21 protein-coding genes are annotated in these 21,316 nt (G+C 69.9%); 4 read left to right on the top strand and 17 right to left on the bottom strand.

All coding sequences use genetic code 11. The features are described 5' to 3' along the window. Positions 1-10: 10 nt before the first annotated feature. Positions 11-412: a DUF4259 domain-containing protein gene (locus BXU09_RS13545; protein WP_078304105.1), complete on the bottom strand. Its 402-nt coding sequence runs from the start codon at positions 410-412 to the stop codon at positions 11-13. After that, positions 409-1,632: a flavodoxin-dependent (E)-4-hydroxy-3-methylbut-2-enyl-diphosphate synthase gene (ispG, locus tag BXU09_RS13540; protein WP_168174595.1), complete on the bottom strand. Its 1,224-nt coding sequence runs from the start codon at positions 1,630-1,632 to the stop codon at positions 409-411. The genes BXU09_RS13545 and ispG overlap by 4 nt, the downstream gene beginning before the upstream one ends. 304 nt (positions 1,633-1,936) lie before the next feature. Here ispG and BXU09_RS13535 point away from each other — a divergent pair, with 304 nt between their 5' ends. Together BXU09_RS13535 and BXU09_RS13530 are read left to right on the top strand one after the other, a co-directional pair. Further along, positions 1,937-3,757: an alpha-amylase family glycosyl hydrolase gene (locus tag BXU09_RS13535; RefSeq protein ID WP_078304097.1), complete on the top strand. Its 1,821-nt coding sequence runs from the start codon at positions 1,937-1,939 to the stop codon at positions 3,755-3,757. A gap of 61 nt (positions 3,758-3,818) precedes the next feature. Then, the gene (locus BXU09_RS13530; protein WP_078304093.1) at positions 3,819-4,202 is read left to right on the top strand and encodes an NADH-quinone oxidoreductase subunit 15; all 384 of its coding nucleotides are present in this window, start codon (positions 3,819-3,821) and stop codon (positions 4,200-4,202) included. Positions 4,203-4,282: 80 nt separating this feature from the next. Here the strand turns inward: BXU09_RS13530 and BXU09_RS13525 are convergent, their stop codons facing one another. From BXU09_RS13525 to BXU09_RS13485, 9 genes are all read right to left on the bottom strand, one after another. Next, positions 4,283-4,747, bottom strand: a complete 465-nt coding sequence (locus BXU09_RS13525) for a divergent PAP2 family protein (RefSeq protein WP_078305036.1) — start codon at positions 4,745-4,747, stop codon at positions 4,283-4,285. A gap of 12 nt (positions 4,748-4,759) precedes the next feature. Beyond that, on the bottom strand, positions 4,760-5,689 hold the full coding sequence (locus tag BXU09_RS13520; protein WP_078304090.1) for a tetrahydrofolate dehydrogenase/cyclohydrolase catalytic domain-containing protein: 930 nt from the start codon (positions 5,687-5,689) through the stop codon (positions 4,760-4,762). Further along, positions 5,686-6,240, bottom strand: coding sequence for a transcription antitermination factor NusB (nusB, locus tag BXU09_RS13515; RefSeq protein ID WP_078304086.1), 555 nt, complete (start codon positions 6,238-6,240; stop codon positions 5,686-5,688). Before nusB ends, BXU09_RS13520 begins: the two co-directional genes overlap by 4 nt. Continuing rightward, the gene (locus BXU09_RS13510; RefSeq protein ID WP_055362702.1) at positions 6,237-6,590 is read right to left on the bottom strand and encodes an Asp23/Gls24 family envelope stress response protein; all 354 of its coding nucleotides are present in this window, start codon (positions 6,588-6,590) and stop codon (positions 6,237-6,239) included. The genes nusB and BXU09_RS13510 overlap by 4 nt, the downstream gene beginning before the upstream one ends. A 128-nt stretch (positions 6,591-6,718) precedes the next feature. After that, on the bottom strand, positions 6,719-8,764 hold the full coding sequence (gene ligA / locus BXU09_RS13505; RefSeq protein WP_078304082.1) for an NAD-dependent DNA ligase LigA: 2,046 nt from the start codon (positions 8,762-8,764) through the stop codon (positions 6,719-6,721). A gap of 74 nt (positions 8,765-8,838) precedes the next feature. Then, positions 8,839-9,441 (bottom strand): transcriptional regulator, encoded by a 603-nt coding sequence (locus tag BXU09_RS13500; RefSeq protein ID WP_078304078.1) that lies wholly within the window; start codon positions 9,439-9,441, stop codon positions 8,839-8,841. After that, on the bottom strand, positions 9,438-9,644 hold the full coding sequence (locus tag BXU09_RS13495) for a hypothetical protein (RefSeq protein ID WP_078304074.1): 207 nt from the start codon (positions 9,642-9,644) through the stop codon (positions 9,438-9,440). The genes BXU09_RS13500 and BXU09_RS13495 overlap by 4 nt, the downstream gene beginning before the upstream one ends. Next, positions 9,641-10,018: a DUF3208 domain-containing protein gene (locus BXU09_RS13490; RefSeq protein ID WP_144012123.1), complete on the bottom strand. Its 378-nt coding sequence runs from the start codon at positions 10,016-10,018 to the stop codon at positions 9,641-9,643. The genes BXU09_RS13495 and BXU09_RS13490 overlap by 4 nt, the downstream gene beginning before the upstream one ends. Before the next feature lie 118 nt (positions 10,019-10,136). Next, positions 10,137-13,064 (bottom strand): hypothetical protein, encoded by a 2,928-nt coding sequence (locus BXU09_RS13485; RefSeq protein WP_078304065.1) that lies wholly within the window; start codon positions 13,062-13,064, stop codon positions 10,137-10,139. Between the two features lie 164 nt (positions 13,065-13,228). Here BXU09_RS13485 and BXU09_RS13480 point away from each other — a divergent pair, with 164 nt between their 5' ends. Further along, positions 13,229-13,933, top strand: coding sequence for a hypothetical protein (locus BXU09_RS13480; protein ID WP_078304062.1), 705 nt, complete (start codon positions 13,229-13,231; stop codon positions 13,931-13,933). A gap of 96 nt (positions 13,934-14,029) precedes the next feature. Here the strand turns inward: BXU09_RS13480 and BXU09_RS13475 are convergent, their stop codons facing one another. Further along, the gene (locus BXU09_RS13475) at positions 14,030-15,076 is read right to left on the bottom strand and encodes a transposase (RefSeq protein WP_078305160.1); all 1,047 of its coding nucleotides are present in this window, start codon (positions 15,074-15,076) and stop codon (positions 14,030-14,032) included. Positions 15,077-15,200: 124 nt separating this feature from the next. Further along, positions 15,201-16,139, bottom strand: coding sequence for a diacylglycerol kinase family protein (locus BXU09_RS13470; RefSeq protein WP_078304056.1), 939 nt, complete (start codon positions 16,137-16,139; stop codon positions 15,201-15,203). A gap of 480 nt (positions 16,140-16,619) precedes the next feature. Here BXU09_RS13470 and BXU09_RS20320 point away from each other — a divergent pair, with 480 nt between their 5' ends. After that, the gene (locus tag BXU09_RS20320) at positions 16,620-17,021 is read left to right on the top strand and encodes a hypothetical protein (protein ID WP_144012122.1); all 402 of its coding nucleotides are present in this window, start codon (positions 16,620-16,622) and stop codon (positions 17,019-17,021) included. A 346-nt stretch (positions 17,022-17,367) separates the two neighbouring features. Here BXU09_RS20320 and wecB read toward each other — a convergent pair whose 3' ends face one another. From wecB to BXU09_RS13450, 4 genes are all read right to left on the bottom strand, one after another. After that, entirely contained in the window at positions 17,368-18,540 is a 1,173-nt protein-coding gene (wecB, locus tag BXU09_RS13465; protein WP_078304052.1) for a UDP-N-acetylglucosamine 2-epimerase (non-hydrolyzing), read from the bottom strand. Positions 18,541-18,552: 12 nt separating this feature from the next. Further along, positions 18,553-19,692, bottom strand: a complete 1,140-nt coding sequence (locus BXU09_RS13460) for an MraY family glycosyltransferase (RefSeq protein WP_078304049.1) — start codon at positions 19,690-19,692, stop codon at positions 18,553-18,555. 132 nt (positions 19,693-19,824) lie between these two features. Next, on the bottom strand, positions 19,825-20,448 hold the full coding sequence (gene upp, locus BXU09_RS13455) for a uracil phosphoribosyltransferase (protein ID WP_078305035.1): 624 nt from the start codon (positions 20,446-20,448) through the stop codon (positions 19,825-19,827). Positions 20,449-20,466: 18 nt separating this feature from the next. Further along, complete coding sequence (locus BXU09_RS13450) at positions 20,467-21,315, bottom strand: phosphotransferase (RefSeq protein WP_230286536.1); 849 nt, start codon at positions 21,313-21,315, stop codon at positions 20,467-20,469. Between the last annotated feature and the right edge of the window lies 1 nt (position 21,316).

The following is a 21,316-nucleotide window of genomic DNA, read 5'->3' as shown; positions in this document are numbered from 1 at the left end:
CCCTGCGTCTTCAGCTCAGCGCGGCGCGCAGGCGCTGGATGTCGCCCTGCCAAGCGTCGGCGTCGTCACTGTCCTCCCAGAGGTCCGGGAGTTCGCTGCCGGGGCCGAGGACGCGTTCCAGGGCTTCCAGGGCGTGCCCGCGCAGGTGGGCCACCTCGGCGGCGTCGGTGTTCTGCACCCAGGCGCGCAGGGCGGCGTCGGTCAGGGCAGCCGTGTCGCCGGTCAGGACGGCGGCCAGCGTCTCGGCAGCGGCGACGGCGCGGTGGCCTTCCTCAGCTTCCAGGTAGTCGTTGTCGGGGTCCAGCGCCACGTCGAAGGCTTCCGCCAGGGCGTAGGCGCCGTCCTGCACGATCTCGGCGGCGTACTCGGCGGCCGCCTCGTTCTGGAAGGGGCCGACTCCCCAGGCGCTCATGCGGGGGCCTCGCTGCGTCCGTAGCGCTGCTCGACGTATTTTTCCAGCAGTTCCTGGAAGTCCTCGGCGATGCGGGGGCCGCGCAGGGTGGTCAGGAGTTTGCCGTCCTGGTAGACGGGCGCGCGGGGGTCCTCGCCGGTGCCGGGCAGGGAGATGCCGATGTTGGCGTGTTTGCTCTCGCCGGGGCCGTTCACGATGCAGCCCATGACGGCCACCTGCATGTCTTCCACGCCGGGGTATCTGGTTTTCCAGTCGGGCATGGTGTCGCGGATGTAGTCCTGGATCTTCTGCGCGAGTTCCTGGAAGAAGACGCTGGTGGTGCGGCCGCAGCCGGGGCAGGAGGTGACCTGCGGGAGGAACTGCCGGATGCCGAGGCTCTGGAGGATCTGCTGGGCGACCTCGACTTCCAGTTTGCGGCTCGCGCCGGGTTCCGGGGTGAGGCTGACGCGGATGGTGTCCCCGATGCCGTCGATCAGCAGGGGCGCGAGGGCGGCGCTGCTGGCGACGATGCCTTTCATGCCCATGCCGGCCTCGGTCAGGCCGAGGTGCAGGGGGTAGTCGCACAGTGGGGCCAGCTGGCGGTACACCTGCCAGAGTTCCGGGGCGGAGCTGACCTTCACGCTGATCAGAATTTTGTCGTGTGCGAGGCCGAGGGATTCGGCGTAGGCGGCACTTTCCAGCGCGGAGACGACCATCGCGTCGATCATGACGTCCGTGCCGGTCTTGGGGCTGCCGGCGGCAGTGTTCTCGTCCATCAGGCGGGCCAGGACCTGCTGGTCCAGGCTGCCCCAGTTCACGCCGATCCGGACGGGTTTATCGAACTCTTTGGCGACCTCGATCATGGTGGCGAAGTTCGCGTCGTGGTGCTGTCCGGCCCCGACGTTGCCGGGGTTGATGCGGTACTTGGCGAGCGCCCTAGCCGTTTCCGGGAATTCGCGCAGCAGGATGTGGCCGTTGTAGTGGAAGTCCCCGACGATGGGGACCTCGATCCCGACTTCTTTCAGGCGGGCGACGATGTCGGGGATGGCGGCGGCGGCCTCGCGGGTGTTGACGGTGACGCGCACGATCTCGCTGCCCGCCCGGACGAGTTGCGCGATCTGGATGGCGGTGGCTTCGGCGTTGGCGGTGTCGGTGTTCGTCATGGACTGCACGACGACCGGGTGGGCGCTGCCCACCATGACCCCTCCCACGTTGACGCTGACGGTCTGGCGACGCTTCATGCCGCCCAGTGTACGCGGCGCCATGCGGGATGGTCAGGAAGCAGCGTTACGCCCACCTGCGACAGCCCGCCCCCGCTCCCACTTGACCGCGGGGGGCGGGGAGCTTCAGACTGTGGCGCAAAGTTCAAAGGCAACGCTTGCCCGCCGGGCACGACCTTGGCCGCACTGCTGAACGCAGGGTGCGCTGAGACCGTGCCCGGCGGCCTTTCTGCTGCGCCGCCCGCGCGGGAGCCCCGCTTTCCGCTTCTCCCCCTTCCCTTTCCCGACTAGTTCTTCCCGACTGGTTCCGTTTCCGGAGGTTTACATGTCCGTCTTTCCACTTCTGTCCACCCAGCACGACCACACGCCCGCCTACACCGAGACGCTGGGGGCGCCGCTGGGCAGCTCGGTGCGCGTGCGGGTCCGCACGACCCTGAGTGTCACGGCCGTGCACCTGAAGTTCGTGCGGGTCGGTGAGATCGAGTCCGTCCCGGCGCGTGAGGTCACGCCGCTCGGGGACGCGCCGGGCCGCTGGTTCGAGGCGGACCTGCCGGTTCACGAGGGCCGCGTGCGGTACTCCTGGCAGCTGAACTTCACGAACGATCACCTGCACCTGACGGCGCTGGGCCTGCACCGCACGCGCCGGGGCTTCCGCTCGTGGTTCACGTACCTGACCGATCACACGGCGCCCGAGTGGGCCTGGGAGAGCGTGTTCTACCAGATCTTCCCGGACCGTTTCCGCAACGGCGATCCCAGCAACGACGTGCAGACCGGCGAGTACGTGTACGGGGACCGCGTGGTCGAGCAGGTCGAGTGGTCCACGCCCATCGACAGCTGGGGGGATATTCACGGGCATTACGGCGGGGACCTGAACGGGGTCACGCAGGCGCTGCCGTACCTGACGGACCTGGGCGTGACGGGGCTGTGGCTCACGCCGATCTTCGTGTCACCCAGCAACCACCGCTACGACATCACCGACTACCGGCACGTCGACCCGCACCTGGGCGGTGATCAGGCCTGGGACGAGCTGGTGCAGGCGGCCGGGCAGGCGGGCGTGAAGATCGTGCTGGACGGCGTGTTCAACCACGTCGGCAACGAGAACGCCCTGTTCCGCGCGGCACTGGACGCCGAGGACGCCCCGGAACGCGCCATGTTCACGTGGCGGGACGAGCCGGGCAAACTGCCGTACCACGCGTTCTTCGACGTGCCGACCCTCCCGAAGATCGATTACCGCAACGGGGCGGCCGTCCACGAGTTCTTCAGCGGCGAGGAGAGCGTCGTGCGCCACTGGCTGCGGCGCGGCGCGGCCGGCTGGCGACTGGACGTGGCGCACATGATCGGCGCGGGCGGCACCGACGAGGACAACCTGCCGCTGCACCGCACCCTGAAACGCGCCGCCCGCGAGGAACGCCCCGACGCGTTCGTGTTCGGCGAGCGTTTCTACGATCCCGAGCACGCGCTGGACGGGCAGGGCGAGGACGGCAGCATGAACTACCACGGGTTCGGCCTGCCGGTCATGCAGTGGCTGGCGCGGGCGAACATGACCTTCGAACCCAGCGCGCTGGGCGGCGAGGAACTCGTGGAGATCCTGTGGGACGCGTACCACGCGCTGCCCTCCCAGGTGGCCCTGAGCATGTTCAACGTGCTGGAATCGCACGACATTCCGCGCGCCCTGTACCGCCTGGGTAACGACCGCACGCGGTTCCTGGCGGGTGTGACGCTGCTGATGGGCTACGTGGGCGTGCCCTGCACGTACTACGGCAGCGAGGTGGGCGTGACGCAGTCCCGTGACGGCTCGATGCCCTGGTGCCGCGAGTCGATGCCGTGGGACGAGTCGCAGTGGGACACGGACCTGCGCGGCCGCATGAAGGCCCTGATCGCCGTGCGCCGGGGCTCGCGGGCGCTGCAACGCGGCGGCCTGCGCTTCCTGCATGCCGAGGAGGACGCCGTGGCGTTCCTGCGCGAGTACACCCACGCGGACGGGCGCACAGAGCGGGCCGCCGTGATCGCCAGCCGCCGCCCCGGCGCGCACGAGGTCACGCTGTCCCTGCCGGACGGCGAGTGGCGGGACGCCGTGACGGGCGAGGTGTTGCGCGGCGGGCACGTCACGCTGGACGCCAGCGGGGGGCGCGTCCTGCTCGGCTGACGGCGGCCAGAGGGGCGGGTGGGCTGACGGGCGCGGGCCGCGTGGAGTATGCTCGTGTCACATGTCACATGCAGATGATTCGGCGCTGTACACGCAGTGGGTCACGCTTCTGGGCTGGCTGGAAGGCAGCGCGGTGGCGCGTGGTCTGTCGTTCGAGAAGGTCGCGGACTTCCCGGACTACATCTACCGCATGGAACGCCCCTACGACCTGCCCACCACCGTCATGAGCGTCAGCGTGGGCGTGGGCGGGCAGCCGCTGCTGATCGCGGCCGTCAGCCCGCGCCACGTGGACCTGAAAGGCGTGTCGCTGCGCCTGATGGGCGGCAGCAAGCACTGGCACCTGCATGCCGGGAGCGGCGGCACGCTGCTGGAAGGCAAGCGTCCCTTCACGCGCGAGCGGCTGGACGCCCTGCTGGACAGCACCCTGCGCAGCAACGCCGTGTAACCATCACAACCATCACGACATAGGCAGAAAGAGGGACGGGCCTCCCGCGGGGCCCGTCCCTCACCTGTTCCCCGTGGCGTTCAGGCGCTCTGGCCGCCGAAGGCGATGAATCCGGCGGCGATGCCGATCAGGGTACCGACCAGCACTTCGAGGTAGGTGTGGCCCATCAGGACGCGCAGGGGCAGCGGCGCGAAGCCCTCGCGGACCACGGCGCGCAGTTCGTCGACCAGGTCGTTCAGCAGGCGGGCCTGCTGGCCGCTGCTGTGGCGCACGCCGGTCGCGTCGTACATGACGATCAGGGCGAACACGGCGCTCGCGGCGAACAGCGGGCTGCCCAGGCCCTCGGTGATGCCGACGCCGGTGGTGAGGGCGGCGACCATGGCGCTGTGGCTGCTGGGCATGCCGCCGGTCTCCATGAACGCGGCGGGTCGCCAGCGGCGTTCGATCAGCAGGATCAGCAGGACCTTCATGACCTGCGCGCCGGTGCTGCTGAGCACGGCGACCCACAGCCAGCGGTTGCCGATCAGGTCAGCGAGGGAGTTCATCTCACGCTCCATTCAGCGAGGGACGTCACCGCTCGCTCCGTTCGACTGGTCTGCCTGCGCGTGGGCTGCCGACATTTGCACTGTCTGGTTCTGGGCGGCCTGGACGGTGTTCATCATCAGTTGCGCGACGGTCATGGGGCCCACGCCGCCCGGCACGGGCGTGAGTGCCCCGGCCACGCCCGCCACGTCCGGGTGGACGTCGCCGGTCAGGCGGGCCTTGCCGTCCTCGCCGGGCACGCGGTTGATGCCCACGTCGATGACGGTCGCGCCGGGGCGCACCATGTCCGGCGTGATCAGGTGCGCCTGTCCGGCCGCGACGATCAGCAGGTCGGCGCGGCGGGTCACGTCGCCCAGGTCCGGCGTGGCGCGGTGGGCGACGGTGACGGTCGCGTCGGCGTTCAGTAGCAGGCCTGCCAGGGGCCGCCCGACCAGGGCGCTGCGGCCCACGATCACGGCGTGCTGCCCGGCCACCGGAAGGCGGTAGTGGTCCAGCAGGGCCATCACCCCGGCGGGCGTGCAGGGGCGCAGGCCCGGCTGTCCCTGCCACAGCAGGCCAGCGTTGACCGGGTGCAGGCCGTCCACGTCCTTGCGGGGGTCGATGTGGGTCAGGGCGGCGTCGGCGTTCAGGTGGGCAGGCAGGGGGAGTTGCAGCAGCACGCCGTGCACGCTGTGATCGGCGTTCAGGGTGCCGATCAGGGCGTGCAGGTCGGCCTGGGTGGTGTCGGCCGGGAGGGCGTGCACACAGCTGTGCAACCCAAGCTCGGCGGCTTTCTTCGCCTTGCCGCGCACGTAACTTTCACTGGCGGGGTCGTCACCCACCCGGATGAACGCGATGGCGGGCGTGACGGGCAGCGTGGCGGCCAGGGCGGCGGCGCGGGCGAGCAGGTCGGCGGCGGCGGGCGGGCCGGCCAGGGTCCGGGCGGGGGCCCGGCTACCGGTCACCCGGGCTCTCCGTCGGGCAGCGGCGCTTCCGCTTCCGCCTCTGTGCGGGCCGGGGCGGTCTGGGCCTCCGGGGTCCGGGTGTCGCCCGCTCCCCTGGGCATGGAGCGGCTCAGGCCGGCCAGCACGCCGTTCACGAAGCGGCCAGAGTCGTCGCCGCCGAATTTGCGGGCGATTCGCACGGCACTCTCGATGACCGGCGGGTGAGGCTCGCCGGTGTACATCATCTCGAAGGTGGCCAGCCGCAGGATGTTCAGGTCGGTCTGGGCCATCTGGTCGAAGCTCCAGCCGCGGATGGTGCGGCGCAGGGTCGCGTCGATGTCCGGGCGGGCGGCGCTGATGCCGCGCACGAGTTCCTGCGCGAACACCAGGGCGTCCTCGCTGAGGGCCGGGAAGGTGTCGTCACCGCTGCGCATGGCGCCCTCGGCGCGGGTGAACACGCTCTGCATGGGCAGGTCGCCCCGGTCGGCCTCGAACAGCACCCGGAACGCGAATTCACGGGCGGCGCGGCGGGTGCCGACCGGCGCGGCGGCCTTCTCGCGGCGGCGGGTCATGCGGGGCTGCCTTTGGGCAGGCAGACGTTCTGCACGCTGACGTTCACGGCCCGGACCTTCAGGCCGGTCATGAGTTCGATGTTCTCGCGCACGGCCCGCTGGGCCTGTTCGCTCAGGCCGATCAGGCTGCGGCCGAATTCGACGTTCAGGCCGATATCCACGGTCACGTCGTTGCCTTCGCGGGTGACGCGCAGCGCGCGGGCCTTGCGGCCGGGGTTCTGGTTGCGCAGCACCTCGCCGACCTTGAGGCTGGCGGCGGCGATCTCGGTGCCTTCGATGCCGTCCAGGGTGGTGGCGGCGATGTCCATCAGGACACTCTTGCTGATTTCGACTTCGGGGTTGGTTGCCATGCTCGTCTTGCCTCCACGCGCGGTCCTGATGCCCGGACCGCGCCAATACCTGCCAGTTTATACGCAACGGCGGCCATTCCGGCCGTTCCCGGCGCGCGCCCGGGAAGTCGCGGGGCCGGGCGCGGCTGTCAGTCCAGTTCGGTCACGCCCCGCTCGCGCAGCAGGTCGGCCAGTTCGGCCTCGGTCAGGACGCTCACGCCGAGTTCCTGGGCGCGCGTCAGTTTACTGCCGGCCTCTTCCCCGGCGATCAGGAAGCTGGTCTTGCCGGTGACGCTGCCGGTCACGCGGCCCCCGGCGGCTTCCAGTTGCGCCTTGATGGCGTCGCGCGGGCGGGTCAGGGTGCCGGTGATCACGAAGTTGAGCCCCACCAGCTGCTCGCCGCGCCGGGTGACTTCTGCGGCGGGGTTCACGCCGTGGGCGCGCAGCCGCTCGATCACGCCGCGCATGCTGGGGTCGGCCAGGGCCGCCGTGACGCTCTGGGCGATCACGCCGCCCATGCCGGGCACGGCCTCGATCTGTTCGGGCGTGGCGGCCAGCAGGCCGTCCAGCGTGCCGAACGCGCGGGCCAGCGCCTGCGCGTTGCGTTCGCCCACGTGGTTCATGCCGAGCGCGTTCACCAGTCGCCACAGCGGTTTCGTACGGCTGGCTTCCAGCTGCGCGAGGATGTTCTGCGCTTTCTTCTCGCCGCCGCGTTCCAGTCCGGCCAGCTGTTCGGCGTTCAGGGTGTACAGGTCCGAGACGTCGCGGACGAGTCCGGATTCGATGAGTTGCGCGACGAGTTTCTCGCCGATGCCGCGCACGTCCATCGCGCCGCGCGACACGAAGTACCGGATGCGCTCGAAGGCCTGGGCGGGGCAGGCAGGGTTCGGGCAGTAGGTGTTCGCGTCGCCGTCGGCGCGGGTGACCTCGTGGCCGCACTCGGGGCAGTGGGTCGGGAACACATAGGGCTGGGCGCCGTCGGGGCGTTTCTCGTGCAGGACGCGCATGATCTGCGGGATCACGCCGCCGGACTTGCGGACCACGACCGTATCCCCGATGTGCAGGTCGAGGTCGCGGATGAAGTCCTCGTTGTGCAGAGTGGCGCGGCTGACGGTGCTGCCCTCGATCAGGCGCGGCGCGAGGTGCGCCAGCGGCGCGAGTTTCCCGGTGCGGCCCACGTTCACGCTGATGGCTTCCAGGGTCGTCTCGACCTCCTCGACCGGGAACTTGTACGCGATGGCCCAGCGGGGCGCGCGGCTGGTGAAGCCCGCCTCCTCCTGCAGGCGCAGCGGGTCCAGTTTCAGGACCGTGCCGTCCGCGTCGAACTCGAAGGTCTGGCGCCGGGCGGTCATGCGGGCGTGGTAGTCGGCGGCGGCGCTCAGGCCGCGCAGCGTCTCGCTGTACGCGCTGACCGGGAAGCCCTGCTCGGCCAGCCACGCCAGCACCTCGCCCTGGGTGGTGGCGGGCACGCCGTCGCGCCGGCCCAGCGAGTAGAAGATCGCGCGGAGGTTGCGGGTGCGGGTCACTTCCGGGTCCTTCTGCCGCAGCGCGCCCGCCGCGCCGTTGCGGGGGTTTTTCAGCAGGGGCGTGCCAAGTTCCTCGGCCTGCTCGTTGAACGCCGCGAAGTCCGCGCGGCTCATGTACACCTCGCCGCGCACCTCCAGTTCGCCGCTCAGGCCGGGCAGACTCGTGGGAATGCCGGGCACGGTGGCGACCTGCGCGGTCACGATCTCGCCGGTCACGCCGTTGCCGCGCGTGGCGGCCCACTGGAGTTCGCCGTTCAGGTAGTACAGGTTGACGCTCAGGCCGTCGATCTTCAGTTCGCCCGTGAACGTGAAGTCGTCGTGGTCGGCCGGGAGGTTGAGGGCGCGGGCCAGTTTCTCGCGCCAGTCGTCCAGTTCCTCGTCGCTGAAGACGTTGTCGAGGCTGGTCATGGGCGTGGGGTGGTTCACAGGCACGAAGGCCCCGGCGGGCGCGCCGCCCACCGCCTGTGCGGGGCTCAGGTTCTGGCCGTCGGTTTCGGCGGCGCGGGCCGCCCAGTCGGGGTTCGCGGTTTCCAGGGCGCGCAGGTCGCGGGCCATGGCGTCGTACTCGCTGTCCGGGATCTCCGGGGCGTCCTGCTCGTGGTACGCGCGGTTGTGGCGGGCGATTTCGGCCCGCAGCGCAAGGTAACGGTCAAACGCAGCCTGATCCATGCCGTCAGCGTATCATCCGCCCCCGGTTCGCCTCACACACGAACGCGGGCGGGGATCGTCACAGCGGACCGGGGTCAGAGTGGCCGGTAACCGATCTGCTCGGCGGCCTGCGCGGCCGCCTCCTCGCCCCACACCCGCGCCGCCACGTGCAGCGCCGCCTGGAGGGCCGGCAGCCCGGACGGGGTGGTCATCAGCGGCCCGTCGGTCACGACCTGCCCGGCCTGCACGCCCGCCACGCCGAAGCCCCACAGGGTGCCCTCCAGCTCGGCGGGGCCGCCCACCACGAGCCCGTTCAGGGTGCCCGCCTCGCCGCACAGCAGCGCTCCGCTGCCCGAAGCGCCGGTCGGCAGGGCCGCGTGCGCCGCCAGGAAGGCGCGCAGCAGCGGGTCCCGGCTGGCGCGGGCCGCGCCGGGACCGCCGGGCAGCAGCAGGCCCGCCGGTTCCGGCAGCGCCGCGTACAGCACGTGCGGGGTGCTGACCAGCCCGCCCGCCGTGACGATACTGGCCCGCGAGCGGTTCACGGTCAGGGCCGCGCCCTCGCCGCCGCACAGGCGGCACACGGTCATCATGACGCCCAGTTCCAGTTCGCTGACCCCGGCGTACACGGGAATCGCCACGACCGGTCCCGGCTCGGGCAGCGCGTTTCCTGCCGCCTCTGGCCCGCCGTCCGGGTTCATTCGGCGCGCAGGGGCCGCAGTTCCAGCGAGCGGCGCGACAGGGGCGGATGCACCTCGCCCGCGATCAGCAGCTCGTCGGCCGCCTCCTCGCTCAGGCGTTCCACCCGCAGCAGGTACGCGCGGGCCGACGCGGCCGAATCGAAGCGGCGCGGGTGCGGGTCACCCTCCACGCGCAGGTCGAACCAGTCCAGGGACGCCGTCATAGGTCGCGCAGGTCCTCCCACAGCTGCCAGCCGAATCCCTGCGGCGTGGCTTCCAGCAGCGGGTCGAGCAGCCCGCTGGCCAGCGTGGCGTCCTCGTGCAGCGCCTCGTTGCTGGGACGCTCGTCGTACACGCGCAGCACCGTGAACTGGTAGAACGCCTGCGACGCGGTCGGTTCGCCGTTCTCGAAGAAGGCAAAAGGCGGGTTCACGCCGTCCCACAGGACGTGCGCGCCCTCGCTGTCGCCGCCGGTCAGGTCGAGCTCGCGTGGCAGGTAATGTTCAAGCTCGATGTCGGCGTCCTGCGGATGCCACACATACCCCTGTAGCAGGCGGACAGCAGCGCGGCCCCCGGCCTGCGATTCACTGGTACTCACGCCGCACAGCATAGCGGCTTTCACAGCGGTTTTCAGTTCTGCCCCGCGGCGGAGGGCACGCCCCGCGGGTTCACGGCCACCCGCCACCCTTTCCGGGAGCCCGCTTCCGCGAAGTCTGCTACCCGGCGTGCCCGGCGTGGTCGTGCAGGCGCAGGGCGTCCGAGGGACGCAGGACCTGCGGGTCGAACGGCACGCCCAGGTCCCGCAGCACCCCGGCCGGGTCCGGGTGGAAGGCCTCCAGCGCCAGCGCCGCCTCGCGCCACACCCCGCCCTGGAAGGCGCGCAGGTCCCCGCCCGCCCCGGCACGCAGCGCGTCCCGCAGCCAGCGCAGCGCCGGGGCGCCCTCGCGGATGGTCGCGCGGGCCTCCAGCGCCAGCAGTTGCGCGTGCAGCCCCGGATCGGGGGCGGCCGCGCCGTCCGGCGAACCGACGGCCGCGCCCGCGCCGCTCAGGCCGACCTGCACGCGGCGCAGCAGGGCGTGCGCGCGGTTCAGGTCCGGCAGCGCCGCCTCCTGCGGCCCGGTCCGTAACAGCACGTCGGCCCGCATGACGCGCGCCTGCGCTTCCTCGTAGGCGTGCCCGGCCATGCCGAGCGCCCGGTCCGTGAACACCAGCGCCCGCGCCGGGTCCGGTTCGCTCAGGGCGCGGCTGAGCAGCATGTCGAAGCGCAGCATCTGCTCGCGGTCCCCGCGCGGCTGCGCCTGCTCCAGCAGCCCGTCCAGGATGACGCGGGCCTGCACCAGATCCGGGTGGTCCGCGCCGGGCGGCGGCCCCAGCAACGGCTGCAGGTACGGGCGTCCCAGCCCGCGCGACAGGTACGCCAGTGCCACGCGGTACCGGGTGCGCCGCTCGCGGTAGCGGGTCTCGGCGGGGCGGACCTCGCTGCGGGCCAGCAGACCCAGCGCCCGCGCCGCCTGCGCCAGCGCCTCGTCGTGCCGGCCCAGCGCCAGCAGGATCGGCACGCCCTCCGAGAGCAGCCGGGCGCGCGGCACGCCGTCCGCGTGACGGCGCTCGTCGGCGGGAATGCGGGTCAGCGCCGCGTTCAGGCTGTCCAGCGCGTCGGACGGGCGCCCCAGGCGGCGCTGCGCGGTCGCGGTGCGCGCCAGGACCCGCGCGACCTCCTCGGCGCTGCCGCCCGCCGCTTCCAGCCGCGCCGAGGCGTCCAGCAGCGCGCCCAGCGCCTCGCCCGGCTGCCCGAGCCGCAGGTACAGGTCCCCCTGCTGGTAACGGGCGCGGGCCGACAGCAGCGGACTGGACGCCGGAACGGCCCGCAGCGCCCCGAGCGCCTCGTCCCAGCGGCCCGCGTCCTTGGCGATCAGGCCGCGCCACAGCAGCGCACGCGGCCCGCCCTGCTGCGCGCGCGGATCGCCCGCCGCGCGGGTCGCGCCGGCCAGGTCGCCCTGCCAGCGGGCCAGCGCGGCGTGCACCAGCAGCGCGTCCGCCTGCGCCGTGACGGTCCACGGGTCCCGCGTCGCGGCGTGCCCGGCGGCGTTCAGGCTGCCCAGGTCCATGCCCGTCACGTCCGGATGCTCCAGCTGGGTGCGGGCGGCGTCCATGTTACCCCCCTCCAGGCTGCTCTCGGCCAGTTTCACGCGCGCCCAGGCACGCACGGCGTCCCGTGGGGATTCCATCAGCGTGAACAGGGCGTCGCGGGCGCGGGGTTCGTTGTACTCGCCGCGCCCGGCGTGATGCGTGACGACCGCGCGGGCCAGCGTTTCACGGTCCGGGCCGGGCGGCGCGGCCCGCAGCGCCGGCCACAGCGCCGGCAGGTACCGGATGTCGTCCGGGTGGGCGGCCACGTGCGCGGCCAGCGCCGTCCAGTCCTGCAACGCCGCCAGCGCCGCCAGCCGGTACGCGCCGAGCGCCGGGTCTTCCAGCCGGGTCAGGATTCGCAGCCCCCCGGTCTGCGCGGCGCGGGACACGGCGGGCCACGCGGCACTCAGGACCGGCGCGGGCCGCCAGCCGCCCTCCGGGGTGCCGCGCAGCAACGCCCGCGCGTGCGGAGGCAGGGTGGCGGGCGCGCCGCCCAGCAACGCCCCCAGCAGCGCGTCCGGCCACGGCGCGGCGCGGTCGGGTCCGGCGGCGTGCAGGGCGGCGGTGCGTTCCGTCAGCAGGCGCGAATCCGGGTCGCCCAGCAGGTCGGCCGGACGCACGTCCCCCCCACTCAGGCTCGCCAGGAGGGTCAGGCGGTCCAGGTGCCGCCCGGTCTCCTGCACCAGCCGGTCCGCCTCGGCGCGCGGGACGTTCAGGCGGGCCATCAGGTACTCGCGCGCCTCGGCGGCCGTGGGGGGGCGCAGCTCGATCACCTCGCACGGCGCCCCGGCCGGCGCGTCCCCCTCGACCGCCAGCAGCACCGCCACTCCCGCCGGGGCGCGTTCCAGCAGGGTCTGCGCGGCCCAGGTGGCGGGGTCCACCGGCGTTCCACCGGGCAGGCGGGGCGGGCCGCCGTGCAGGGTCAGGTCGCCCGTGACGCGCAGCAGCAGCGCCCCGCTCGCCGGCAGCGCCTGCCGCGCCCCATCCAGTTGCGCCTGCGCCAGCGCCGCGAACGACGACCCGGACGGCGCGGGGGCCTGGAGCGTCCCGGCCGCCTCGCCCGACAGGAACAGCTGCCGGACCGGCACGCCCTGCGCGGCCAGGGCGCGCGCCACGTGCGACAGCAGCACCGTCTTGCCCGCCCCAGCCCGGCCGCACACGATCAGGCGCGGCGCGCGGCCCGCCCGCACCCCCGCCAGGAACTGCCGGTAGGCGCGTTTCTTGCTGCGGCCCAGGAGGTCCAGTTCATCCGGCACGGCCGGCGGCGCTTCGGGCAGCGGCGTGTCCGGCAGGGGCCGGCCGACCTCGCGGGCCAGTCCAGCCAGCACGGCCCGCAGCGCCGCCTTGTCCGCCGGGGTACCCACGTCACGGTAGATGATGTTGCGCACGCTCGACGGGTTGGCCCCGCTGGCCCGCATCTCGGCTTCCAGCCAGCGCAGACTGCCGCGCACCACCCCACCCCCACCGGGGGGCAGGTGGGCGCGCAGGTCCGAGAGTACGGCCTTCCAGTCCACGTCAACACGAAGCCTAGCGCATCCGCGAGGGCCGATGAACCCGGTTCATGAAAAGACAGGCTTGCCGTTCCTGACGGTCTCGTCAGCATTCCGGCGCGGCGGATGTGTATACTCCGCGACAGCGTTCAACTCAAATCACAGCAGCACCTCACCGGAGGAAGTTCATGCGTTCATTCATCGTCACTGCCGCCCTTACCCTTGCCGCCACCGCGTCTGCCCAGTCCCTGCAGGCCGCCACCAGCCTGTTCGAACAGGGCAACTGGCAGGCCGCCGCCACCGCCGCCGCCGCCCTGAACAGCAGCGAAGGCTTCGCCCTGGCCGCCGAGGCCACCACCGCCGGTTCCGCCCTGGTTCCCGACAACCAGAAAAAAGCGCTGTTCGAGAAGGCACAGGGCTACGCCAAGCAGGCCATCGCCAAGGACAAGAACAACGCCGAGGCGTACTTCGAGATGGCCCGCGCCCAGGGCCGCCTCGCGCAGTTCAGTGGCATCTTCCAGAGCCTGGGTCTCGCGCAGGACATGAAGAAGAACCTCGATACGGCCATCAAGCTCGATCCTAAGCTCGCCGGAGCGTACGTCGCGCTGGGACTCTGGAATGCCAATCTGGACGCCGGCGGCCTCAAGGGCGCCATTGCGGTGCAGGCCACCGGCGCCACACGCGGGAACGTCGTCTCGAACTTTGAGAAGGCCATCGCGCTGGAACCTGAAGAGGCAGTGCACCGCTTCGAGTATGGCAACGCCTTGCTCACCATGGGCAAGAAGACCGAGGCCGCCGCGCAATTTCAGAAGGCCGTCGGCATGCGCGCCAACACCTTCTGGGAGAAGCGCAATCTTGAGGCTGCCAAGGCCGCCCTCGCCAAACTGAAGTAACGCCCGGAGCAGATTGAAAGTCGATGGGTGATGGAGCGCCGCGCTGGCCTCCATCACCCATCAACCAAGAGTTTCCATTTCACTGCCGATGACGTGTCACGCGGCCTCAGGCAGGGGTCCATCCTGCTCAAGGCCGGTCAGGACGTACTTTTCTGCATTCAGAGCCGCCTGCTGTTGTGCGGCCCTCCACGTCACTCCTGGTACTTCCCGACGCACCCGTAACACCGCGTGAAAGGCCTCCACCACGCACCACACCCAGTTCTCCTGCGCCTGGATCGTCCGGCAATGACAACGTCCCAGCCCCAGGTTCTGCTTGAAGAACCGGTGAATCACCTCGATTCCCCAGCGGGCCTTCCAGGCCCGCAGCAGCGAGCGAACCGTGACGTCACCACCAAACGTGCTGAACAGGAAAAAGCGCGTCCACTCACCGTGCACTTTGCGCCACACGATCAGGACATCGAACCCACCGACCTCACGGGCGACCGGCAAGCGGCGGACACGCCATCCGAACTCCGCGTACAGGTGGCAGCGGTCCGGAGGGAATTGTTTGCTCAGCGCATTGAGGGTGAGGGACTCACCCTCGAACTGCACCGTCATATTGGCTTTGGCACGGATCAGGACCGGAATCTGATGCTGGCGACTGAAGGTCATGGCTGCATCCCTCCCGAACTCTCCATCCAACAGAAGACCCGCCATGGGGATGCCGGCCGTGAGGCAATCCTGGACGACGTGGATCATTTCCTGAGTCGCTGTACGGTACGGATAGCGCTCTGTATGCAGGGCCTGTGACACTTTGAATCGCTCCAGGAGTGGAACTGGATCTTCACCGAACCTGACCAGAGCAGCGGAGGTGAACTGATGACCGAGACGGGTCTGGGCCTGACCACTGTAGTGGTAGTTGACGCCTTCCATCGTCCGTCCAGCGTGGGGCACCATGACGAAATCAATGGCCAGGAACGCGCCGGACGGCGCGTTCCTGGCGCGGCGCTGGAGGTCTTCTGTCGATTCGAAGGAGTTCCGCGCCATCTCCTGGGAGATGGCGCTTTTGCGCAAGGTGCTGTAGGGAACGAGACCGCTGAGGCTGGTGACTCGGTTCAGCTGAGCGGTGATGATGCTTTGCGGTAGGCTGGGTGTGCGAGGCATAGTCACTTCGCATAAAGGCCCATGAGACCGGGGAATTTCAAGCCCCTGCCTCCTGGGCCTTCGTGCTGGTCGCTATTCCCTCGCCTGTGGAAACTCTTGATCAACCATTCACCATCTCCCTTTTTCAGGCGTTCAGGAGGTGCACGGCGCCGGGGAGGGTTTCGACGTGCAGTTCGGTCACGCGGCCGTGCAGGTCGCCGTCGAGGTGCACGCGCACCGGGGCGTCCCAGCGGACCGTGACGTGCCGGGCGGCGCGGGTGTGGACGCGCGGGTCCTGCAGGTGCGCGCCGCGCAGCACGCGGAGCATCAGGCCGGTCAGCTGGCGGCGGTTCATGTCGCCGCCCGCGACGACGTTCACCTGCCCGTCGCGCACGTCGCTGTCCGGGCTGATCCGGAAGCCGCCGCCGTAGCGGGTGCCGTTCATGACGGCCACAATGCCGCTGGGCCCGGCGTACAGGGGCTGCCCGTCGGCGGTGATGGTGACGGGAGTGAGCTTCAGTTCGCGGATGGTGGCGACCGCCGACCACGCGTAGCGGGCGAAGCCGCGCAGCCGGGCGGGCGCGCGGGTCATGTTGGCGGTGACGTCCGAGTCGAAGCCCATGCCCAGGCCGTTCAGCAGCAGGTGGCTACGGCCCGCGCCGTCCCCCCGATGGATGGTGACGCGCAGAGCGTCCACGGCGCGCGGCTGGTAGTTCAGGCGGTCCAGGGCCTCGGCGAACGCGCCGGGGCGCAGGCCCAGCAGGCCCGCGAAGTCGTTCCCGGTGCCCAGCGGCACGATGGCCAGGGGGCGCTCCGTTCCGACCAGGGCGGGCAGCAGCGCGCCCACCGTGCCGTCCCCGCCGACGGCCATGACGGCCGTGCCGGGCGGGAGCGCCCGCAGCCGCGCCAGGGCCGCCTCGCCGCTGGGTTCGCGGATCAGTTCGTGGCTCAGGTGCCGGGCGTGCAGTTCGCGTTCCAGTCGCGGCCAGGAGTGCAGCGCGAGGCCGCCCCCGGCGTTCGGGTTGAGCACCACCGCCAGGTGCGGGGTCGTATGCGCGGCGGGTCGGGTTCCTTCGGAGGTCACAGGCGATCAGCATACGGCATCCGGTAGAACGGTCTGGAAAGGTGCCATGGAAAACGGAGGCATCAGGAAAGCAGGATTCCTGATGCCTCCGTCCGGGGCGGGGCGCGGGGTTATACGGACTGCCGTTCGCTGACCATCCGGAACTTCACCGGATTGCCAGCTCCACGTCTGAAGGGGCGTTTCTCTCCCACTCTGCGGGGCAGCTCTACGATTCGCATCCGCTCGGATTGAATAGACCTCCTGCGAAAGTGGGTTCTCAGGCCCCCCGGGCTCTCCGCTGTTCCTGCCTGAAAGGAGGAATCCCGACACAGCTTTGAGACGCAGAGAGATTTTTGCAGAAGGTCTAGTATAATGATCTTGACAGATTAGGAGGACGCATTAATGTTAATACTCTTTTTGATACTTTGCATAACGCTGAGCGTCCCGGTTTTTGCATGGTGGCGTCGGCCACGAAATCTTAAAGGTTCTGCGATTCATGTAGTGGACATCGGCGACTTCTCCGTATTAATTATCCTGTTTGTATCAACTGGCTTATTTCTTCTAATGGTTGCAGGAAATGGACAGGAGAGTTTCTGGGCGCGCCCCATGAGATTTTTTGTAGCTTTATTTCCGCTTTCAGGGATGGTGGTTGCAGCTTCTATGCTCTACACTTCATTTAGCACTGCCGTGGTGCTTCAATCCGGTGGATTGGCTGTATATCAACCTCACCGTCACCAGATGATTCTATGGCAGGAGGTCTCGAGCATTAGGCGCACAGCGGGAAGAGGAGGTGCCATAGCAATCATGCTCACCAGCAGTGAGCATATTCTAATTCCAGTAAAAGTGGATCGACACGCACTAAAGAACGCCGCAGAGTCTTTCGGGGTTTCTGCAGAGATATGACATGATTGCGAGACGATTATATAGCGTGCGATAGTTAAACTGATACGGATTCCGTTTGTTTCGCCGACAATCCGGAACTTCACCGGATTGCCGACTCCACGTCCGGAACCCGTTTTGCTCCCACTCGCTTCGCTCGGATTGAACGGGCTTTGCAGCCCATTCAATCGGAGTCCGCATGAAATCCCTTTTCATCTTTGTATCCAGCATTAGACCTGCTGCGAAAGTGGATTCTCAGGCTGCCTCGCTTCTGCGATGTGTTGCTCCCGATGAAGAGGCATCCGGGCGCAGACTCGGACTTTTGCAGGAGGTCTAATGGCTTTGCGACCCATTCAATCCGAGTCCGTGATTACTGCCAGTCGGCCGGGCGGTCCTGCAGGCCGAAGTGCCACGCGACGGCGCGGGCGATGCGTCCGGCGGCCTGTCCGTCCCCGTAGGGGTTGCGGGCCTCGCGCATGCGTTGCAGTTCGGCCTCGTTGCCCAGCAGGCCCGTCAGGACGGCTTCCAGCTGCGTGGGATCGTTCCCGGCGAGTTTCAGCACGCCGGCCTCCACGCCTTCCGGGCGTTCGGTGACGTTTCGCAGCACCGCGACCGGCACGCCCAGCGCCGCGCCTTCCTCCTGCAGGCCGCCGCTGTCGGTGGCGAGCAGGCGCGAGGCGGCCATCAGGGGGGCCATGTCGCTGTAATCGAGCGGTTCGGTCAGTTCGAAGTTCGGTACGCCCTCCAGCACGGGTCGCACCGCTTCCTGCACGGCGGGCGACAGGTGCACGGGGTAGATGAAGTGATGGTCCGGGTGCGCCTGCGCCACGCGGGCCAGGGCGTGGGCCATCTCGCGCATCATGGGCTGGTTCTCGCGGCGGTGCATGGTGACGGTCACCAGCGGCTGAGCGGCGGTCACGCGCGCCTGCCACTGCGCTCGCAGCGGGACGCGCCCGGCGACCTCGCGCACGGCGTCCACGGCGGTCTGGCCGGTCACGAAGATGCCGTGGTCACTCTTACCCTCGCGGCGCAGGTTGTCGCGGCTGCCATTCGTGGGCGCAAAATCCAGGGTGGACAGCACGCCGGTCAGGCGGCGGTTGGCCTCCTCGGGGAAGGGTTCGCGCAGGTCGCCGCTGCGCAGTCCGGCCTCGACGTGCCCGACCGGAATGCCCTCGTAGAAGGCGCTGAGGGCCACGCAGAAGCTGGTGCTGGTGTCGCCGTGCACGAGGACCATGTCGGCGCCCATCTCGCGCAGGGTCCGTCCGGCCTGCGGGACGATCCGGGCCGTCAGGTCCGCCAGGGTCTGCCGGTCGGTCATGACGTTCAGGTCGCGGTCCGGGGTGAGCGAGAACACGCTCAGGGCGGCGTCCAGCATCTGCCGCTGCTGCCCGGTCGAGAGGATCAGGGGCCGCAGGCCGGGCGTGGCCTGAAGCGCTCGGTACACCGGGGCCATCTTGGTCGCCTCGGGGCGCGTGCCGAAGGCGAGGACGACCGTGCGTTCTGGGGTCGGCGGGGGGGTGTTCGTGGAATCGGGGGTGGTCATGGGTTCAGCTCCTCAGTTCGTCGAGTCGCGCCCGGCCTGCTCGATATGGCCGGCGCGGATGCGGCGGTAGGCGACGAAGAACAGACAGGCGGCGGCGCTCAGGATCGTGCCCAGGATCGCCAGGGGCGGCACGCCCTGCAGGCTCATGCCGAGCGCTCCGCAGGCCAGCGCGACCAGCCACAGGATCACGGCGGTGCGGCGTGCGCTCTCGGTGCGGGCCAGGACGCGGTGGTGGATGTGGGTCTTGTCCGGGTGGCCCAGCGGGTTGCGGATGCCGCGCGCCAGCCGCCCGATCACGACCTGGGTGGTGTCCAGCAGCGGCAGCGCCAGCACGATCAGCGGCACGAGCAGGCTGGCCCCGGCGCTGAATTTCAGGGTGCCGAGCAGGCTCACGGCGGCCAGCGTGTACCCGAACAGGGTGCTGCCGGCGTCACCCATGATGATGCGGCTGGGGTTGAAGTTGTGCCGCAGGTACCCCAGCGCCGCGCCGGACAGTCCGGCCAGCAGGATCACGGCGGCCGCGCGGTCCGTGAACTGCGCCGCCGTGACCAGCAGCACGAAGCTCGCCACGAACGCCACGCCGCCCACCACGCCGTCCACCCCGTCGAGCAGGTTCACGGCGTTTGTGAGGGCCAGCACCCACACGATGGTCATGAGGGTCCCCAGGACCGTGCTGACCGGTTCGGGCACGACCGGCAGGAACGGAATGGCGTTGAAGTCGATGCGCAGGTCGTTGACCAGCAGCAGCGTGGCGGCCAGGGTCTGCACCAGCAGGCGCGACAGGGGCGTCAAGCCGTACTGGTCGTCGATGAAGCCCACCAGGACCAGCATGGAGGCGCCCAGCAGGATGGCGAGCACCTGGATGTTCACGATGTCCACCGCGATGGGCCGCAGCGCCCACGCCACGATGATGCTTACCAGGAACCCGCCGTAGATCGCCAGTCCGCCCGCGTTGGGCAGCGGCTCCTTGTTCAGGCGGCGTTCGTTGGGCTGATCGGCCCAGCCGACCCGGATCGCGAATTCACGCAGCCGCGGAATGAACACCCACGTGAACAGCCACGCGGTGAAGAAAGTGACCAGCACGCTGAGAAAGCCGCGCCCGGTCAGATCGGAAATGCCCAGTTGGGCGGCAAGAGCCTGCAAGGAATCCATAAACGGCCCCAAGTGTAAAGGCTGGGCGGGCCCGGCAGGTCACACCAAAGAAGGAGACCCCCGGCCGGGCCGCTCCGGCTGGCCAGGGGACGCCGGGTCAGCCCTGCCCGGGTCAGCGCTGGAGGAGGCGGGTCACTTGGTGCCGTAGATGCGGTCGCCCGCGTCGCCCAGGCCCGGCACGATGTAGCCGTGGTCGTTCAGGTGCGAGTCCACGGCGGCCACGACCATCTCGACGTCCGGGTGCTCGCGTTCGATCAGGGCGATCCCCTCGGGCGCGGCCAGGATGCACATCAGCTTGATGCTGGTCGCCCCGGCCTCCTTGAGGCGTTCGATGGCGGCGACGGCGCTGCCGCCCGTGGCGAGCATCGGGTCGGTCAGGAACACGCGGCGTTCGGCGATGTCGGTGGGCAGCTTGTTGTAGTACGCGACCGGCAGCAGCGACTCGGGGTCGCGGTACAGGCCGATGTGGCCCACCTTGGCGGCCGGGACGAGCTGCACGATCGCGTCGGTCATGATCAGTCCGGCGCGAAGGATGGCGACCAGCGCCAGTTTCTTGCCGCTCAGCATCGGGAACTCGGCCTGCGTGATGGGCGTCTGCACGGTCTCCTGCACGGTTTCCAGGTCACGCATGGCCTCGTAGGCGAGCAGCAGGCTGAGTTCGCCGGCCAGTTCCCGGAATTCCTTCACGCCGGTGTGGACGTCACGCATGACCGAGAGTTTGTGCTGGACCAGGGGGTGGGTAACGACAGTAACCATGCTGCCCACGATACCGGTTCAGGGCGGGGCGGGCAGGCGGGCCAGGGCGTGCCGGGCGCGCGGGACCTTCTCGGCGCGCTGGCCGTCGAACTCGTACGGTTCGTTCATCAGCAGCCAGTACAGGTCGTGCAGGGTGGTCAGCGCCAGGTACGCGCGGTAGCGGGTCAGGGTGCCCGGCGCGTGATCCGGCAGGAACTCCAGCGCCAGGGCGAGGCTCTGGTCCGGGGGGAGCAGGTCCAGCGTGCCGGTCTTGAGCAGCGCCAGGTCGCGCAGCGGGTCGTCCCACCCGCTCTTGGTCCAGTCGATCACCAGCAGCCGCTCGGGCTCGGGCGGGTCCGTGATCAGGATGTTGTCCTGCCACAGGTCCAGGTGGCAGAACGACGCCGGGCGGTCCAGCAGGCCGCGTTCCAGCGGAATCTCGACCGCGTCGAACAGGTCCTCGAGCGGGTAGGCGGCCAGGGCGCTGCGGAAGCGTTGCAGGCGTCCGCGCACGCGGCGCAGGTCCACCCGGCCGCGCTGCTCGCGGTGCAGTTCGCGCAGCACGTCACGCAGGGCGGGCGCGGCGCGGGTCACGTCGGCGGGACGCAGCGGACGGCCGGGGAAGCGTTTCATAACCAGCGCCTCGACCCCGTCGGCCTCGAGCGCGTCGATCACCCAGTCGCCCAGGCCCGCGCGGCGCAGGTTGGCGGCCTCGGTGCAGTGGTCGCCCTGGTGATTGCGGTACACCTTCACGATCACGTCGTCCGGCGTGACGTACACGCGGCTCTGCATGCCGGCGTCCATGGGGGTCAGCGGTCCGAACCGCGCCTCCAGGACCGGGAAGCGCGGCGCCGGTCCGTCACCGGCAGGCGCGCGCCTGGGTGTCAAC

The organism is Deinococcus sp. LM3, from assembly GCF_002017875.1.
Taxonomy (GTDB): Bacteria; Deinococcota; Deinococci; order Deinococcales; family Deinococcaceae; genus Deinococcus.
The sequence above is the reverse complement of the archived record's forward strand: the minus strand, read 5'-3'. Positions and strand labels throughout refer to the sequence as shown.

What these genes read in the sequence shown, in the direction of transcription:
- BXU09_RS13545 (WP_078304105.1), bottom strand. Translation starts at nt 412, where the DNA reads ATGAGCGCCTGGGGAGTCGGCCCCTTCCAGAACGAGGCGGCCGCCGAG.
- ispG (WP_168174595.1), bottom strand. Translation starts at nt 1,632, where the DNA reads ATGAAGCGTCGCCAGACCGTCAGCGTCAACGTGGGAGGGGTCATGGTG.
- BXU09_RS13535 (WP_078304097.1), top strand. Translation starts at nt 1,937, where the DNA reads ATGTCCGTCTTTCCACTTCTGTCCACCCAGCACGACCACACGCCCGCC.
- BXU09_RS13530 (WP_078304093.1), top strand. Translation starts at nt 3,819, where the DNA reads ATGTCACATGCAGATGATTCGGCGCTGTACACGCAGTGGGTCACGCTT.
- BXU09_RS13525 (WP_078305036.1), bottom strand. Translation starts at nt 4,747, where the DNA reads ATGAACTCCCTCGCTGACCTGATCGGCAACCGCTGGCTGTGGGTCGCC.
- nusB (WP_078304086.1), bottom strand. Translation starts at nt 6,240, where the DNA reads ATGACCCGCCGCCGCGAGAAGGCCGCCGCGCCGGTCGGCACCCGCCGC.
- BXU09_RS13510 (WP_055362702.1), bottom strand. Translation starts at nt 6,590, where the DNA reads ATGGCAACCAACCCCGAAGTCGAAATCAGCAAGAGTGTCCTGATGGAC.
- ligA (WP_078304082.1), bottom strand. Translation starts at nt 8,764, where the DNA reads ATGGATCAGGCTGCGTTTGACCGTTACCTTGCGCTGCGGGCCGAAATC.
- BXU09_RS13500 (WP_078304078.1), bottom strand. Translation starts at nt 9,441, where the DNA reads ATGAACCCGGACGGCGGGCCAGAGGCGGCAGGAAACGCGCTGCCCGAG.
- BXU09_RS13495 (WP_078304074.1), bottom strand. Translation starts at nt 9,644, where the DNA reads ATGACGGCGTCCCTGGACTGGTTCGACCTGCGCGTGGAGGGTGACCCG.
- BXU09_RS13480 (WP_078304062.1), top strand. Translation starts at nt 13,229, where the DNA reads ATGCGTTCATTCATCGTCACTGCCGCCCTTACCCTTGCCGCCACCGCG.
- BXU09_RS13475 (WP_078305160.1), bottom strand. Translation starts at nt 15,076, where the DNA reads ATGCCTCGCACACCCAGCCTACCGCAAAGCATCATCACCGCTCAGCTG.
- wecB (WP_078304052.1), bottom strand. Translation starts at nt 18,540, where the DNA reads ATGACCACCCCCGATTCCACGAACACCCCCCCGCCGACCCCAGAACGC.
- BXU09_RS13460 (WP_078304049.1), bottom strand. Translation starts at nt 19,692, where the DNA reads ATGGATTCCTTGCAGGCTCTTGCCGCCCAACTGGGCATTTCCGATCTG.
- upp (WP_078305035.1), bottom strand. Translation starts at nt 20,448, where the DNA reads ATGGTTACTGTCGTTACCCACCCCCTGGTCCAGCACAAACTCTCGGTC.